This is a genomic window from Atlanticothrix silvestris CENA357, from assembly GCF_016056295.1.
Taxonomy (GTDB): Bacteria; Cyanobacteriota; Cyanobacteriia; order Cyanobacteriales; family Nostocaceae; genus Atlanticothrix; species Atlanticothrix silvestris.
Genome location: NZ_JAECZB010000012.1, coordinates 63493 through 80807 on the forward strand (window position 1 = coordinate 63493; position 17315 = coordinate 80807).

The 17315-nt window shown below is 41.0% G+C and carries 12 protein-coding genes; 11 read left to right on the top strand and 1 reads right to left on the bottom strand.

Annotated features, from left to right (window positions below; translation table 11 throughout):
- The first annotated feature begins 219 nt into the window (after positions 1-219).
- The 5 genes from I8751_RS07950 (at position 220) to I8751_RS07970 (ending at position 4514) form a co-directional block, all read left to right on the top strand.
- Positions 220-426, top strand: a complete 207-nt coding sequence (locus I8751_RS07950; protein WP_214438632.1) for a hypothetical protein — start codon at positions 220-222, stop codon at positions 424-426.
- A gap of 54 nt (positions 427-480) precedes the next feature.
- Positions 481-1770, top strand: a complete 1290-nt coding sequence (locus I8751_RS07955) for an ABC exporter membrane fusion protein (protein WP_214438633.1) — start codon at positions 481-483, stop codon at positions 1768-1770.
- Between the two features lie 343 nt (positions 1771-2113).
- Positions 2114-3274, top strand: coding sequence for an ABC transporter permease DevC (devC, locus tag I8751_RS07960; protein ID WP_214438634.1), 1161 nt, complete (start codon positions 2114-2116; stop codon positions 3272-3274).
- 87 nt (positions 3275-3361) lie between these two features.
- Entirely contained in the window at positions 3362-4117 is a 756-nt protein-coding gene (locus tag I8751_RS07965) for a DevA family ABC transporter ATP-binding protein (RefSeq protein ID WP_214438635.1), read from the top strand.
- Positions 4118-4175: 58 nt separating this feature from the next.
- Positions 4176-4514, top strand: coding sequence for a hypothetical protein (locus I8751_RS07970; RefSeq protein ID WP_214438636.1), 339 nt, complete (start codon positions 4176-4178; stop codon positions 4512-4514).
- Between the two features lie 25 nt (positions 4515-4539).
- On the opposite strand, the gene I8751_RS07975 is transcribed toward I8751_RS07970, so the two are convergent.
- Positions 4540-5925 (bottom strand): cytochrome P450, encoded by a 1386-nt coding sequence (locus I8751_RS07975; protein ID WP_214438637.1) that lies wholly within the window; start codon positions 5923-5925, stop codon positions 4540-4542.
- A gap of 816 nt (positions 5926-6741) precedes the next feature.
- Here I8751_RS07975 and I8751_RS07980 point away from each other — a divergent pair.
- The 6 genes from I8751_RS07980 to I8751_RS08005 form a co-directional block, all read left to right on the top strand.
- Entirely contained in the window at positions 6742-6879 is a 138-nt protein-coding gene (locus tag I8751_RS07980) for a hypothetical protein (protein ID WP_214438638.1), read from the top strand.
- A 35-nt stretch (positions 6880-6914) separates the two neighbouring features.
- On the top strand, positions 6915-7775 hold the full coding sequence (locus I8751_RS07985) for a response regulator transcription factor (RefSeq protein ID WP_225894026.1): 861 nt from the start codon (positions 6915-6917) through the stop codon (positions 7773-7775).
- A gap of 267 nt (positions 7776-8042) precedes the next feature.
- Positions 8043-9209 (top strand): MFS transporter, encoded by a 1167-nt coding sequence (locus I8751_RS07990; protein WP_214438639.1) that lies wholly within the window; start codon positions 8043-8045, stop codon positions 9207-9209.
- 46 nt (positions 9210-9255) lie between these two features.
- Entirely contained in the window at positions 9256-9678 is a 423-nt protein-coding gene (locus tag I8751_RS07995) for an acyl carrier protein (protein ID WP_214438640.1), read from the top strand.
- Between the two features lie 33 nt (positions 9679-9711).
- Complete coding sequence (locus tag I8751_RS08000; RefSeq protein ID WP_214438641.1) at positions 9712-10458, top strand: 4'-phosphopantetheinyl transferase family protein; 747 nt, start codon at positions 9712-9714, stop codon at positions 10456-10458.
- 387 nt (positions 10459-10845) lie between these two features.
- Positions 10846-17315, top strand: a 6470-nt coding sequence (locus tag I8751_RS08005; protein WP_214438642.1) for a type I polyketide synthase, incomplete at its 3' end; no start/stop codon positions are given.

Below are 17315 nucleotides of genomic sequence, written 5' to 3' on the forward strand. Positions count from 1 at the left end.
ACTAAATAAAATTTTGATTTTATATATTGTGTAATTGATTACATCTAATTATTGATGAAAATGAATTTAGATAAAGGCGATCTAAATTGATAGTGCTTAAGTTGTTAGTTATCTTTACGAACTTATATGGTCAAATTTTAAAAAATACAAAAAAATAGAAATTGTTACCTTTTTTTGGCAGCATTCGTGCTGTAAACTTGAAAACAAAGATAGTTTTTTATGCAACCAACTATAACCATTCCCCGAAATTGGGCATATCCAAAATTCCTCCTTGGACAGCAAACTAAGCAAGGATTAATAGTGGGTATTGAGTACTTAACTAAAGAGCATCGTGGCTCATGGCGTTATGCTGTCCTAAATTCCCAGAATGTTGAAGAATTAAACTATTTGGCGGAAGAAGATATTCAGTTATTTCTATCAAAATAATTGTCAGTCCCCAGGCTCCAGACAGCACCTTAAAATCTGATAGAGGATAAAAAGATGAGTCAAAGGTTATTACTAAAACCAACCAATAAAGGATTATTAGCATTAATAATTGCTGCTACTGCTATGACAGGTGGAATTGTTGTTTATGGTATTTCTCAATTTGGGCAAGTTGAGCAAACAGCCTCATCTGAACCAATACCAACTACACCTGTTAGGCCAAAAGTCACAGCATTAGGACGACTAGAACCAGAAGCAGAGGTAATTAGTCTATCTGCACCTCTAGCTTTAGATGGCGATCGCGTTGCCCAAATCTTAGTTAAAGAAGGAGAACGCGTCCAAGCCGGACAGGTTGTAGCGATTTTAGACTCACGCGATCGCTTGCAAACAGCTGTAGTACAAGCCCAACAACAAATTAAAGTTGCTCAAGCGAAACTCGCTCAAGTTGAAGCAGGGGCAAAAACAGGAGAAATTCAGGCACAGCAAGCAAACATTGAACGCATACAAGCACAGTCACGAGGAGACAAAACAGCCCAAAAAGAAGCTATATCACGCATAGAGGCACAGTGGGAAGGAGACAAAATAGCGCAAGAGGCAACAATTAAGAAACTAGAAGCAGAACTTAAAAATGCTGAAGCCGAATATCAACGTTATCAGCAACTATATTCTCAAGGAGCAGTTTCTAATTCTTTGTATGACAGCAAAGGTTTAACCGTAGAAACTGCCAAACAGCAATTAGATGAAGCCAAAGCAGTTCTTAACCGCATTAACACCACTGCTAGCAAACAACTAGCCGAAGCCAAAGCAGAATTTGCCCGTACTCAAGCTACCGGTAACAAACAAGTAACTCAAGCTCAAGCCACGCTGACTAGTATTACCGAAGTTCGACCTGTAGATGTAGAAGCAGCAAAAACAGAAGTTGAAAATGCGATCGCCACACTAAAACGTACCCAAACTGAGTTAATCGGCGCTGATATCAAAGCACCAATGGCGGGCCAGATAATTAAAATTCATACACGAGTCGGTGAAAAAATTAGTGATGCTGGCATTGTAGACCTAGCACAAACTGACCAAATGATGGCAGTAGCAGAAGTTTATCAAACCGACATCGGTAAAGTGAAACTGGGACATCCAGCAGTGATTACCAGTCAGGCATTTCCTGGAGAACTGCGAGGAACCGTTGATCACATTGGCTTGCTAGTCAAGCGACAAAACGTTTTCAGCAATCAACCAGGAGAGAACCTGGATAGCCGAGTCGTAGAAGTGAAAATTCGCCTCACTCCTGAAGGTAGCAAGCGAGTTGCAGGTTTTACTAACTTACAAGTACAGACAGCAATTGAATTGTAAATAGGAATGGGAGTAGAGGAAGAATATAACGGTGTTGCATATTTACGGGATCATTTATCTCACGCAGAGACGCAGAGACGCAGAGATTATTAAAGATTTTGACGTTGCTGAATTAGGATATGAAATTCAAAAATCAACTCTTCTCAACTCTTACTCTCTGCGACTCTGCGCGACGGACACTTTCCTCAACGGGGGGAACCCCCGCACAGAAGTGTCCTCCTCTGCGTGATACAAATTCATATTTACACTCAGCCACGCCAAGAGTTTTAGACTTTATCATCTCTTGATTCAGTAACACCGAAATAACTAACTCCCATTCTTAATGCCCTATTCCCCAAATAATATGAAACTATTTCGCAGAACGCCGCTAGCATGGCGGCAGCTAATGAAAGAAAAAACGCGTCTTGTTGTGGCAATTGCAGGTATTACTTTTGCCGATATGCTGATGTTTATTCAGTTGGGATTTGAAAGTGCGCTGTTTGATGCAGCCGCGAAGCCCCATCGCAATTTACAAGCAGATTTAGTTTTGATTAATCCCCAGTTTCAAACTTTATCTTCGGTAAAAAGCTTTTCTAGAGAGCGACTGTATCAGGTGTTGGGTTATGAGGGTATTCAATCAGTAAACTCAGTTTATATTGGTACCGGACAATGGCGAAATCCTGAAACACGTCTTGAACGCGCCATCTTAGTTTGGGGTGTTGATCCGGCACAACCTGTTTTTAAATCGCCAGAAATTAAACAAAACCAAGATCAGCTTAAACAGTTGTATCAAGTTATGTTTGACCAAGTGGGTCGCCCAGAATATGGGGCAGTCGGTGATATTTTTAAGAAAACAGGCAATTTTGGGACGGAACTAAATAGTATAGCCATCGACGTTAAGGCTTTATTTACTGATGGGGCTTCTTTTACTGCCGATGGCAATGTTATCGCTAGTGATTCCACTTTTTTACAGTTATTTCCAGAGCATCAACGCGATCGCATCGAAGTTGGGTTAATTACGCTCAAACCAGATGCCGTTCTCGAAACAGTGCGATCGCAATTAGCCGATGGGCTACCTCAAGATGTCAGAGTCTTGACTCCAGAAGAATTTGCCCAAATTGAAAAAAAATACTGGGAAAGTAGTACTGCTATTGGTTTTATTTTCGGTTTAGGTACAACAGTTGGGTTTATTGTCGGCATCGTTATTGTTTACCAGATTCTTTATTCCGATGTTTCTGAACACCTGCCAGAATACGCCACCCTCAAAGCAATGGGCTATAGCGATCGCTATCTTTTAGGAATCTTGCTCCAAGAAGCATTATTTTTAGCAATCTTGGGTTTTCTGCCTGGATTTATGCTTTCGGTGGGGTTGTATCAAGTTGCTTATACTGCCACAATGCTGCCTGTTTTCATGAAGTTGGAACGAGCAATCACTGTTTGTATTTTGACTGTGATTATGTGTACTTTTTCTGGGGCGATCGCAATGCGAAAATTACGTTCTGCTGATCCTGCTGATGTTTTTTAGTTAGTTGTTAGTGGTCAGTTGTTAGTGGTCAGTTGTCAGTTGTCAGTTGTCAGTGGTATTTTTTTGTTCCTCGTCTCTATTGTTATTATGTTGCAAAAATCTTTACCATTAACTTTAAATTCCCAAGTTTCTGCTGTAGAGCCAGTGATTGCTGTTCGCAATCTCAATCACTATTTTGGTGGAGGTGCGCTGCGTAAACAAGTTTTATTCGATATTAATTTATCAATTAACACCGGCGATATTGTAATTATGACTGGCCCCTCTGGCTCAGGAAAAACCACTCTGTTAACTTTGATGGGTGGATTGCGTTCTGCTCAAGAAGGAAGTTTAAAAATTTTAGGACAGGAAATTTGTGGAGCTAACAAAAAGCTATTAACTAAGCTGCGCTGTCAGATTGGCTATATTTTTCAAGCACATAATTTGATGACTTTTTTATCTGCTAAAGAAAATGTGCGAATGTCTTTAGAGTTACACGAAGAGTTATTGAATCAGGATATTAATGCTCAGGCGATCGCCATGTTAGAAGCTGTAGGCCTAGGACAGCGTGTAAATTACTACCCAGAAAATTTATCAGGGGGACAAAAGCAAAGAGTAGCGATCGCTCGTGCCTTAGTCAGTCATCCTAAAATTATCTTGGCAGATGAACCCACAGCGGCACTCGACAAAAAATCTGGGCGCGATGTCGTGGAATTAATGCGGAAATTAGCTAAAGAACAAGGATGTACAATTTTGCTGGTTACTCACGACAACCGTATTTTAGATATTGCAGATCGCATAGTCTATATGGAAGATGGTCAGATCAAAACCGATGGTGTAGATGCTGCCGCTACAGTTAGTCAATAACGGAGAAAAATCAAACTCAAATTTTATTGACAACAACAGAATTTAGAAAAAATCTTGTATGACAGTGGCTAAAAACGAAATCACAGAATTTGAAGTAGTCAAGGGAACTATACCAAAATCACTAAAAATTCAATTCAAAGTTTTCTGCGTCCAAAAAAATTTAGAAATGAGTGAGGTGCTAGAAGCTTTAATTAAACAATGGATACAAACAGATGCACCTGTTTCTCAACTGTCTTATAACTTAGTTCCAGAAGAATTAGAAGAACTAAAAGGATACGTTCCCAAAAGTCTCAAATATCAGTTTAAATCTCTCTGCAAACAAAAACGAGTTACGATGCGCTCTGTTTTATATGCACTCATCATCAAGTTACTAGAGATGGATAATTACAGAGAATAAAAGTTTTTTAAATTCATCTGAAAATCTAAGTACTTTCTGCTATTAAAGATGACTTTGCAGAATTATTACTAGCTCGTGTTCCTAAAAAGACCATTTTCACACCATCGCCAGGCACAAGGTTTAAACCACTAAGAATAGGGCGTACAGGTTTATTATTAGCTAATTTTAGCTGATAGTGTGACAAAACTGTTGCTAATGCCAGCTTCATTGTAAATTCAGCAAATGCTGAACCTGGGCAGCGGCGATCGCCACCACCATAGGGTAGATACTCATAATAAGAAAATTGCTTTTCTAGAAAACGTTCTGGCTTAAACTGTTGAGGTTCTGGGTATAAATCTTGGCGTTGATGAACAAGATAAATAGAAGGAATTAATATTGTACCTATTGGCAACTCGTATCCTAACAACTCAACTGGTGATTTCACAATTCTTGGTTCAGCCTGAATTTCAACTGGACTGATACGCAGAATTTCTTTGTAAACTGCATTGAGATAGGGTAGTCGAACAATACTTACAGGATCGGGTGAAAAACCAAGAGTATCAAGTTCTTGGATCAGCTTTTCCCTAATATGAGGTAGGCTATGAACCCAATACAATGACCAAGCCATTGCTGACGCTATACCATCTTTACCACCAACTATTAGTGTTAGTAGCTCATCGCGTAATTCTTCATCAGTCATTGGCTCACCATTTTCATCGCGAGATGACATGAGTAAAGTGAGAATATCAGTACTTTCAGGGTTATAGTTTTGGCGGCATTCTTGAATTTCAGTGTACAAAAGTTCGTCAATTTGCCGCACCAAATGACAAACATAACCCCACGGACTCCACCGACCTAAATCCTTTCTTAAAAAAGGTAAAAAGAATAAGCTGGAAGCAAAGGGATACTTAGCATATTCCAACATTGAGCCAATGAGTTGATTGAGTTTTTGTAAGCGCTCTCCTTTATTAACACCAAATACAGCCTTGAGGATCACTTGTTCTGAGATATCTTGCATAGCAGAACGTGCCAAAAAGATTTTCCCAGGAGTTAATTTACTAAATACCTGATCAGTGATGTCACAGATCAAATTTCCATAGGCCTTCAAACGCCCTCCATGAAATGAAGGCATGATTAACTGGCGATGGCGGCGATGGTTCTCGCCAGTGAGCGTGGCTAACGAGTATTTTCCTAAAATTGGTTGAAAAAGTTGATTACCAGTATTGTCAAACTGCTTAGACTCACCGATTAATATCTGCTGAATGGCTTGGGGATTGCTAACATACACTGTCAAGTTTGAGTTTGAGCCAAGCCTAGCACTAAAGATGTCACCATAAGACTCAGTTGAAGACTCCATATATCCTAGTGTGTCATTTGACCACTGTATTAACTGCAACAAGGGAGAAGTCTTAGGTCCATCAGGTAGTTTCATGATTTTACTCAACATGTAGTTAGTTCTGGTCTGTGAGTAATTGGCACCAGTTGATTAATGTACTAAAAAATATTCTGGCTAAAATTGCCAACCGTACTCAATCAAAGACTCTATATTTAATTGATTAAGGCGCTATTATAATTAGTTTATTTTTCAAGTTTTTAACACGGTTTTAATTTCTATTCCAATTTAGTATTAAAAAATACAAACAAGCAGCCAGACCGAAGTCAATTAACAAATTTCAATAATTTTCACGAAAATTAAGGAATGATTGTGACTTGTTAAAACTTAGGTTAAACATTTATAGTAATCTTCAATTTAAGTTCCTCAACTATCTTTATTTCAGTTTATAACTGGCGCGCTTCAGCAATAGCATTAAGCACTTATGACCGAAGAGGCAGAGGGGCAGGGGGCTCTTAGCAGGGATTGCTCACCCTGCTAAGAGCCGTGAAGCAAAGCGGAACATGGGTATCAAGCTCCGCACTTGGCGGGCGCTCTGGGTTGGTCGGAGTACAAGATCCGTTACTACCTTCCCCCTGCCCCCTGCTCCCTGCCTGACAAACTTATCCGCTGCCAAGAAATGATTTTTCATTAACTTTATCCTTAAATTTTAGATACTTGCTGGTTAAAATCATCAAGAATTGGCATTCTTATCAATAACAAGGTTCACGAATAAATTTAGTTGCGATAACAAATAAGCTTTTGCAGGTTTTGTCATCTCTGTTTCTAGATTTTATAAACAGAGATGCTAGATGTGTTTGTAAATTTGCAGCATTCAACAATAAAAGTTACAAACTTTAAGTTTACTCAAGAGCGATGGCTCCGCCAACGCCAAAGGCGATCGCACTGGTAGTTTTGATTCCTGCAACTCTGATTTTCCATAGTAGAAAAATTCACTTTATTTGTTCGCTAACAGAAAAGCTAGCTCACAAATCCTTAGTTATTACAGGTTGAACTCCAAAATTCTGCTCTGGAAGAAGGAAAAAATTATGGCTTTGATTCCTCAGAACTGTAGTAAGTCATTAGCAGGAGAAACAGTGAAAAATATCTTAGTGATTGAAGATGAGACGAAAATCCGCAACCTTTTTCTTAATTGCCTTAAATCTGAAGGTTTCTGCACTATTGGTGCTGAAAATGGCATTATTGGTATTCAACGCGCACGGGAATGTTCACCTGATTTAGTACTTTGCGATATTTCAATGCCAGAACTTGATGGTTATGGCGTTCTCAACACATTACGCCAAGACCCTGTGACAGCAGTTATTCCGTTTATTTTTCTCACTGTCACACTTACTAAGTCTGAACTCCGCAAAGGTATGAACTTAGGAGCAGATGATTATCTAACTAAACCTTGTAGTGTGGAAGAATTATTGGGAGCGATCGCGGCTCGATTAGAAAAACAAACTGCTCTCAAGCAGTGGTATCTTAATCAGCACCAATCGCTCAAAAAGTCACAATCTACAGACACCGCAACTTTTTATCCTACTAGCTCCCGACTGAGTAAAGTCTTTCAATATATTGAAGAAAATTATCATCAGCAAATCAACCTTTCTGATGTAGCTCAAGCAGTAGGTTATTCTCATGCTTACTTAACAAATTTAGTAAAACGCCAAACTCAGCGATCGGTACACGATTGGATTGTCGAACGCCGGATGACAGAAGCACGCTACTTACTCATCAATACTGACGAAACCGTTAATAGAATCGCTACAAAAGTTGGGTATGTGGATGCAGGTTATTTCATCCGCTTGTTTCGCCAGATTCATAAACTTCCTCCCAAAGAATGGAGAAACACATCTCGTATACAACTAGTCGAGGAATGTTTCTCCGCCTCATCTTCTTTAAATTAACGTGAGTTCGACAAGTCTTATTTGACCTCTCCCCCAACCCCTCTCCGACACGGAGAGGGGAGCAAAAAGCTGAATTGTTGCTCCCCCGTTCCGTTTCACAGAGGGAGGGAGTGAGTGAGAGGTTTATCGAATTCAAGTTAAATTAATTACTTTCGTCTATGTGTCTTTGTGGTTCAAGATTTTTTACCACGAAGACACATAGAGAAAATGAGTTTTTATTCATGACAGCTACTAATCTAAACATCAATTTTTAATTGGACAAAGACAATGGAAAATTTGACTTCCGCTAAACCCAACTCTGCCTTTTCTAATGGATTACCAGCTTTATACGTCATTGCTTTTTTATCGGGTATATCTATAGGGCTGTTTAATCCTTTTATCTCAACACTGATGGCTCAAAATCAAGTTGAGGAGTTATGGATAGGTGCTAACTCTACAGTGTATTTTCTCATGATATTTATTGGAACTCCTTTGGTGGCAAAAATATTACGCCAAATAGGACTCCGTAAAACCATGACATTAGGTCTAATGCTGATGGGTTGTAGCGCCCCTTTGTTCCCTATGACAACACAACTGTCTTTGTGGTTTGTAATCCGCGCAGTTATGGGTTTTGGTTGTTGTTTGTACTTAGTTTGTGGGCAAACAGCATTAAATTACTTTTGTCATGAAAGTAATCGGACACTCGCCAGTGGTTTGTACTCTCTAGCTTTTTCCTTTGGATTTGGTATGGGGCCAGTTATGGGTTCTTCTCTCTACAATATTTCTCCACAATTGACTTTCTCTTTAGGTAGTCTTTTAATTCTCAGTGGCTTAATTGTGGTTTGGTTAAACTTACCTGAAAAGTCTGTTGTTTTTAATTCTTCTATACCCATAGAGCTTTTTAGAAAATTGAAACTTCCTCTTTATAGTGCTTATGCCTATGGTTTTGTTGATGCTACTTTGGTTTCTTTATATCCAGTGTATTTACTACAACAAAATTATGGTGTGGAACAAATAGGCTCTACATTTGTTTTATTTGTACTGGGAGGTTTACTTGCTACTCTTCCAGTTACTCATTTAGCAGATCGTTTTGATAAATTAAAGGTTCTTTTGATGACAGTATGTATCATAATAATTTCTCTGTCATCTCTTTCATTAATTACAAATTCTGTTACTACACAGGTACTGGCATTTATTGCTGGAGCTAGCATCAGTCCTATTTTTCCCTTAGCGATCGCAATGATTGGAAACAAAGTTTCTCAGAATGAATTATCTTCTGGAAGCGCCCTATTCACAACCGTCTATGGTTTTGGATGTACCGCTGGCCCTATACTTTCCTCCATAGTTATGCAAATTTTTGGGGTGCGTCAGATTTTTATTTTGTCAATAATTAGCTTTGCTTTAGTTTTAGTTTATACAGTGAACGAATTGAACAAATCTGAGAGAGCTTACTAACGATATTTATAAACTTTGATGCCATTAATTGTAGGAAATTTTCAGTATGAAAGATCTGCAAACTGTCACTAACAATTTCACGAATACTGGCTTATTCCAGTTTCTAGCAAGTAGTCAAAATCCACTAGTTGAGTGGATACAAAATTTTAGTAATAGCACAGAAACCGTTTTGTGTCAGAGTAATTCTGAAACACAATATTCCCAAAAACAGTTTCAAACAGAGAAAATCATTGAAGGCTGGTTAGTTTTCTATCTCTCTAAACTGCTGCTAGTTAATCACAGTGAAATCAACATTCATCTGCCCTTTGAATACTACGGAATAACTTCACTAGAAGCGTTACGTTTAACATACGCCATAGAAGTTTGGCTGGGACGTAAGTTTTCTCTAGAGTTGGTGTATGAGTATCCCACAGTCAAGGTATTAGCGCAGCATTTAGCCCAAGAAATTGAATGTGTCTGCGTGTCTTAATTACGAATTACGAATTACGAATTACGAATTACTATGATCACCGTTGATTGCCTATGGCGTTCTCCACCTACAAACTGGTCACTGTTAAGTGAAGATGTTCATGTCTGGTGTACTTTTCTCAACCAATCTACATCTCGCGTTCAGACGTTAGCACAATTACTTTCACAAGACGAACGCACAAGATCTGAGCGTTTTTATTTGGAAAGAGACAGAAAACGTTTCATTGTTGGACGTGGTTTATTGAGGACAATCTTAGGCTCTTATTTAGGGACTAGTGCCAGTCAATTGCAGTTTTGTTATGGGCAGCATGGCAAACCAACTTTGGAAGAAACATCTGGTGGGAGTATCTTGAGTTTTAATTTATCTCACTCCCATGAACTTGTTTTATATGCCATAACGCGTAAACGTGAAATTGGTGTTGATATTGAATATATCCGTCCTATTTCTGATTTTGAACAAATTGCCGATCGCTGCTTTTCAGAACGAGAAAAAAATGTCTTTCAAAAATTGTCTACTGATCAAAAGTTAGGAGCTTTTTTTAATTGTTGGACACGTAAAGAAGCTTATTTAAAAGCCACTGGTTATGGACTCCTTTTCCCAATGGATCAGTTAGATGTTTCATTATCTCCTAGCGAACCAGTTCAACTTTACAGTATTAAAGGCGATCGCTCCACTGTCACCCGTTGGTCACTCCAAGAGTTTACACCTGCTTACGGCTATGTGGGCGCTTTGGCTGTCGAAGGGCATGACTGGCAACTCAAATGCTGGCAATGGGAGTAAGAAGTCAGTGGTCAGTTGTTAGTGGTCAGTGGTCAGTGGTATTTTTCCCCCCTGCTTTCTCATCTTCCCACTTCCTAAGATACATCCCTGATTAGCGAAAGATTTTCCATTGATTATTCATCTCACATTCCGTAAATTTAACTTTGTTACTGATAGCTGTAACTTAAATACTCACGAATCAATATAAGTAGTTGAAGCAAACTTACTCTTCAAAAATAGAATTTTCGTGTTATTCTTTGCGTCTTTGTGCCTTTGCGTGAGAAAAAATATTTATGCATTTGTGCAAGAACAATAAATAATCAAATCAAAAAATAGGGATGAAAATAGATTTTTATCTAATCCCTAACCCCCCTAGCCCCTAATCCCTAACTCATAGGAAAAGGTAATATGACTGTTTCCTTTCAATATTTAAAATTTTCTTCCTTAGTAGAACTACTGCGCTACAGAGCCTTACACCAACCTGATAGATTAGCTTTTTCCTTTTTACAAGATGGAGAAATAGAAACAGCTAGTTTAACTTACAAAGAACTAGATCAACAAGTAAGAGCGATCGCAGCTTATCTCCAATCTATCAAAGCTACTGGCGAACGAGCGCTATTACTCTACCCATCTGGCTTAGAATTTATTACTGCTTTTTTCGGCTGTTTATATGCAGGAGTGGTGGCTGTTCCAGCTTACCCACCCAAACAAAATCAAAAGCTCACCAGATTACAATCAATCATCACAGATGCTCAAGCAAAGGTAGCTCTTACTACCACATCTTTGTTCGAGAACATCAAAAAACGCTTTGATCAAGATACAGAACTGACAGATTTACATTTAATTGCTACCGATGGTATTGCTCACGACTTAGCCTCAGACTGGCAACAACCAGAAGTTAACAGCAATACTTTAGCCTTTCTGCAATACACTTCGGGTTCTACTGGTTCGCCCAAGGGAGTCATGGTCACTCATGGCAATCTGCTGCATAACTTGGAATATATCAAGCAGGCATTTGAACTTACTGCTGATACTGTGTCTGTGTCTTGGCTGCCTGGGTTTCATGACATGGGTCTAATTGACGGACATCTCCAACCCATATATACAGGGTTTAAATGCATCCTGATGCCGCCTGCATCGTTTGTACAGCGTCCGATTCGCTGGCTGCAAGCAATTTCGCGTTATCAAGCAAATCATTCCGGCGGCCCTAACTTTGGTTATGACCTTTGTGCTAGCAGCAAACTGACTCCAGAACAAATAGAATCTCTCGATTTGAGTCATTGGCACAGCGCTTATAGCGGTTCTGAGCCTGTTCGTAAAGAAACAATGGAACGGTTTGCGGCGAAATTTAAACCCGCTGGTTTCCAGACTAACTTATTTTATCCCTGCTATGGTTTGGCGGAGTCCACTTTGATGGTTTCAGGTGGCAATGTCAAAGACGAACCGATTTATTGTCAAGTTGAGGCTGAAGCACTCGAACAAAATCGGATTGTTCCAGCTAACGCAGATACCAAAAATATTAGGCATTTGGTAGGATGTGGACATTCTTGGCTGGATACAAACATTGTCATTGCTAATCCAGAAACAATGACGCAATGTGCAGCTAATGAAGTCGGAGAAATTTGGGTTTCTAGTTCCAGCATGGCTCAAGGCTATTGGCAAAGGCCGGAAGCGACAACGCAAACATTTCAAGCATATCTGCAAGATGGAAGTGGCCCATTTCTCCGCACGGGTGATTTCGGATTTTTGCAAGATGGTGAAGTGTTCGTCACTGGACGCGTCAAGGACATGATTATTATCCGGGGTCGCAATCACTATCCCCAAGATATTGAATCGACGGCGGTCAAAAGTCACTCAGCTTTACGGATTGGTTTTGCAGCAGCATTTGCAATTGAAGTAGATGGCGAAGAACAACTCGTTGTGACTTGTGAGGTTGAACGGACTGCGATTCGTAAGCTGAACATCGATGAAGTTGTAAGGGCTATTCGGCAAGCAGTGTCTGAGGAACATGAATTACAAGTTTATGCTGTATCGCTGCTTAAGCCTGCAAGTATTCCGAAAACTTCTAGTGGTAAGATTCAGCGTCATGCTTGCCGGGCTAAGTTTCTGGAGGGTACGCTGGATGTTGTGGATATGTGGCAAAGTCAAGAAACTGGTGTTGTTGAATCAGGATATGAAAAGCTCACGCCAAGTCAAGGCAGCGCGTTGGGCGGGTTTCCCGACTTGAAGCGACTGCCGCGCAAAGGCGCAAAGGTAGAAGGAAAGCAAGCAGAAGTTATTCAAGTTTGGTTGGTTGATAAGGTTTCACAGCAGTTAAAGATTGCATCTCAAACTATAGATGTTCAAGAACCTTTTGCTCGCTACGGTTTGGATTCGTTGGCGGCGATGATGCTTTCTACAGAATTAGAAGATTGGTTGGGATTGAGCCTTTCTCCGACTTTGGTTTATGATTATCCTTCTATTGCTGCTTTGGCTGAACATTTGGCTGTGTTGGTGGAAAATTCCCAGCCAGAATTAGAGTCTGATGGGGTGATAGATGAAACTGGCGGGAGTGATGAAACAGATGCGATCGCAATTATAGGCATAGGCTGTCGTTTTCCTGGGGCAAAAGACCCGGAGGCTTTTTGGCAACTGCTACAAAGTGGTACTGATGCCATTGTAGAAGTACCAGGCGATCGCTGGGATATTCAACAAGTTTACGATGCCCAACCAGCGACACCAGGAAAGATGAACACCCGTTGGGGCGGATTCCTGGAAGATGTGGATCAATTTGATGCTGGTTTCTTTGGTATCAGTCCCCGCGAAGCCGAAAGTATTGACCCACAACAACGGCTGGTGTTAGAGGTGAGTTGGGAAGCGCTAGAAAATGCTGGGATTGCTCCACAGCGGTTAAAAGGTAGTCAGACTGGGGTATTTATCGGCATTAGCACTAACGATTATGCGCGGTTACAGTTTAATCATCCCACTGGCACTGATGCTTACTTTGGTACTAGTTCGGCGTTTAGCATTACTGCTAATCGCTTGTCTTATTTGTTAGATTTACGCGGGCCGAGTTGGGCAGTAGATACAGCTTGTTCTTCTTCATTAGTGGCGGTGCATCAAGCTTGCCAAAGTCTGCGTCAAAAAGAGTCGGAATTAGCTTTAGCTGGTGGAGTCAATCTGATCCTAACTCCTGAATTAACGATCGCTTTTTCTCAAGCGCAAATGATGGCAGACGATGGCCATTGTAAAACATTTGATGCTAGTGCTAACGGTTACGTTCGTGGTGAAGGCTGCGGTGTTGTTGTTCTGAAGCGTCTCGGTGATGCCCAACGAGATGGAGACAATATTTTAGGAATTATTAGAGGTTCGGCGGTTAACCAAGATGGTCGTAGTAATGGATTGACAGCACCAAATGGCCCTTCTCAACAAGCGGTTGTGCGTCAGGCTTTAGAAAAGGCACAAGTACAACCTGCACAAATTAGCTATGTCGAAGCGCATGGTACTGGTACGCCGTTGGGAGATCCCATTGAGGTCAATTCTCTCAAAGAAGTGTTGAAACAGGGGAGAACGCCATCATGTTCTTGCTGGATTGGTTCGGTAAAAACTAATATCGGTCACTTGGAGGCGGCATCGGGAATTGCCAGCTTGATTAAAGTGGTGCTGGCGTTACAGCATCAAGAGATTCCGCCTCATTTACATTTGCAGCGGCTGAATCCTCATATCAAGTTAGAGGGCACTGGTTTGGCGATTCCTACTGAAGGTCAGGTATGGACGGGAGAATCGCGATTTGCTGGGGTGAGTGCGTTTGGGTTTGGTGGGACTAATGCTCATGTGATTTTGGAAGAAAGTCAAGAAACGAACCGCCAAGAGCGCCAAGTACGCCAAGAAATAAGAGCTTCAGAAGTTGAGCGTCCTAAGCATTTGCTGAGTCTCTCGGCGAAGAGTGAAAAGGCGTTGCGGGAGTTAGCGCAGAAGTATGGGCAGTTTTTAGCGGCGAATCCGGAAGTTGCTGTTACTGATGTTTGTTTTACTAGTAACACGGGGCGATCGCATTTTGATTATCGTTTAGCTGTGGTTGCTGAATCTACTGCCCAGTTAAGCGAACAACTCGGTACTTTTGCTAATTCGGTGGTAGTCAGTCAGCCAGAAACAAATAAGCCTCGTAAAATCGCATTTCTGTTTACTGGACAAGGTTCTCAGTATCCTGGGATGGGACGGCAACTCTACGAAACTCAACCAGTTTTTCGCCGCACTCTGGAACGTTGCGATCAAATTCTTCGGGCTTATCTAGAACAACCTCTGCTATCAGTTATTTACCCTGGGTCAAATGCAAACTCAGTGTTAAATGAAACTGCATATACGCAACCTGCTTTATTTGCCTTGGAATATGCCCTGTTTGAACTGTGGAAGTCTTGGGGAATTGTTCCAGATGTAGTTATCGGTCACAGTGTTGGAGAGTATGCCGCCGCTTGTGCTGCTGGGGTGTTCAGTTTAGAAGATGGACTGAAGTTGATTGCTCAAAGGGGACGGCTGATGCAAGCGTTACCTCCTAATGGGATGATGGCGGCAGTTTTGACTGATGAGCAACGAGTGGCTGAGGCGATATCACGTTACTCGGAAGTATCCATTGCTACTGTGAATAGTCCAAAGCAAACTGTGATTTCGGGAACCAAAGCAGCTGTGCAGGAAGTGCTGAAATACTTTGAGTCTCAGAAAATTTCAGCTAAAGCTTTAAAAGTCTCGCACGCTTTTCACTCTCCTTTGATGAACCCGATGTTGGAGTCTTTTGAAAAGATTGCCGCTTCGGTGAAGTTTAACGCGCCTAGTATTCCTTTAGTTTCTAATTTGACAGGCGAAATCCTTACTAATCAAGATGTTCTCGATACAAATTATTGGTGTCGTCATATTCGAGAAGCGGTGAGATTTTCAGCGGGGATGGAGACGCTGCATCGCCAAGGTTATGACTTGTTTTTGGAAATTGGCCCCAATTCCACACTGTCAAATTTAGGAAAGCAGTGTTTACCGCAGGGAGTAGGAACTTGGTTAACTTCTCTCACCAAAGAAGATAACTGGCAATCATTACTCAGTAGTTTAGGGACACTATACACCCTTGGCGTGGATGTGGACTGGTCTGGATTTGACCGAGATTTTACACGCAATAAGTTAGCACTTCCTACTTATCCGTTTCAGCGTCAACGTTTTTGGATTAAAACCGATGGAGGAAAAAATACAAAATTGAATACTACAACAGACGAATTCGGCAAACAAAGACAGAATCAGGCATCTCAGTCTACACAGAATTATGAAGAAACGAACCGCCAAGTGCGCCAAGTACGCCAAGAAATAAGAGTTTTAGAGAGTTCTAAATACTTTTATGAGTGGCAATGGCAATCTCAGCAGCTAGTTAAAACAGGAGAGATTTCGCCGGGGGCTGTCCTCATTTTTAAGGACGCTCAAATGGTTGCTAAGAACCTAGAGAAGCTGTTTGATGCAGAAAAATATCCTGTTTATTTTGTCACTGCTGGTCAAAAGTTCCAACAAAAAAAAGAACGCCACTTTACTATCAATCCTGCTTCACCGGAAGACTATGACCAACTAATTCAAGCTTTAAAACAGCAAGGTCTGACGATTACAGCTATTATCCACCTCTGGAATTACAATCAGGCTGCTATCTCCCGGTTGCCTGTGGATTCTCACGATTCTGTACTGCAAGAAGGCATGTACAGCGTGTTGTATTTGGGGCAAGCACTAATCAAACATTACTCAAATTCTCCCATCAATCTCCTACTGTTAACTCAAGGTGCTTATGTAACATCTGCAAATGAAACACTCCAGGGTTTACACCAAGCGATGGGCGCAACTTTAACCCAGACAATTACTCAAGAACACAACAATATTCAAGCAAAAGTAGTAGATATTACACCGGGGAGTGCATCTCCAGAAGCTCTGGCTCAAATTTTATTCCAAGAACTACCAGCCAAACCAGACAAAGAAGGAATTGTAGTTATCCGCCAAGGAAAACGGTTGATCAGGATTTTAGAAAGAATGGAAATTCCTGCTAATAAGGAATTTCAGTCAGTCTTAACACCGGGAGATACTTGGTTAATTACTGGTGGTGTGAGTGATGTCGGGGCAGAAATCGCTAAGGGAATGGTGAATCGCGCACCGATTAATTTAGTCCTAACTGGTCGTCATCCCCTACCACCAAAAGCAGAATGGCACTTGCATGACGGTGACAACAGCACCAGTAAACGCATCCGCATTGTTCAAGACTTAGAGCAACTGGGAGCTACGGTACTGTATCACGCTGTCGATGTGACAGATGCCGAAGGGATGCAGCTGTTAATGGAAACTATCCATGAGCAGTTTGGACAATTACATGGAGTCATCCACGCTGCTGGAGTACAAGATCAAACTCGATTTAAGCTGTTGCAAAAAACACCCGAAACAGTTGCCGAGGTACTTGCACCCAAGGTTGAGGGAACCATTATTTTAGATAATGTCACCCAAAACGAACCTTTGAAATGCTTTGCTGTCATCTCCTCGGCGGCTGCATCTAAAGCTGAATGGGGAGCTAACTTAGGAGATTATGCAGCAGCTAATATTTTCTTAGATAATTATGCAATATACCGTACCCAACGGGGCGCACCAGGACATTCACTCGCCGTTAATTTCTCCCTTTGGCGCGACAAGGGAATGGCAAAAATTGGCGGACAAGCGCTGGTAATTTTGGCGAAAGTTAAAGGATTGAAACTTCTGGAAGCAGACCAAGCTGTGAATGCTTTTATTGAAGCTTTGTCTTTAGATGAGCCTGTAGTTCACATTGTGGATTTGCTGGAAAAAGAAACAAAATCCCCCAAAATTACTGAATTACCCCAACCCCTAGCCCCTAGTCC

Coding starts and splice junctions, on each gene's coding strand:
- I8751_RS07980 (WP_214438638.1), top strand. CDS start 6,742: ATGGCTCCGCCAACGCCAAAGGCGATCGCACTGGTAGTTTTGATTCCT.
- I8751_RS08000 (WP_214438641.1), top strand. CDS start 9,712: ATGATCACCGTTGATTGCCTATGGCGTTCTCCACCTACAAACTGGTCA.
- I8751_RS07995 (WP_214438640.1), top strand. CDS start 9,256: ATGAAAGATCTGCAAACTGTCACTAACAATTTCACGAATACTGGCTTA.
- I8751_RS07950 (WP_214438632.1), top strand. CDS start 220: ATGCAACCAACTATAACCATTCCCCGAAATTGGGCATATCCAAAATTC.
- I8751_RS07970 (WP_214438636.1), top strand. CDS start 4,176: ATGACAGTGGCTAAAAACGAAATCACAGAATTTGAAGTAGTCAAGGGA.
- I8751_RS07975 (WP_214438637.1), bottom strand. CDS start 5,925: ATGAAACTACCTGATGGACCTAAGACTTCTCCCTTGTTGCAGTTAATA.
- I8751_RS07965 (WP_214438635.1), top strand. CDS start 3,362: ATGTTGCAAAAATCTTTACCATTAACTTTAAATTCCCAAGTTTCTGCT.
- devC (WP_214438634.1), top strand. CDS start 2,114: ATGAAACTATTTCGCAGAACGCCGCTAGCATGGCGGCAGCTAATGAAA.
- I8751_RS07985 (WP_225894026.1), top strand. CDS start 6,915: ATGGCTTTGATTCCTCAGAACTGTAGTAAGTCATTAGCAGGAGAAACA.
- I8751_RS07955 (WP_214438633.1), top strand. CDS start 481: ATGAGTCAAAGGTTATTACTAAAACCAACCAATAAAGGATTATTAGCA.
- I8751_RS07990 (WP_214438639.1), top strand. CDS start 8,043: ATGGAAAATTTGACTTCCGCTAAACCCAACTCTGCCTTTTCTAATGGA.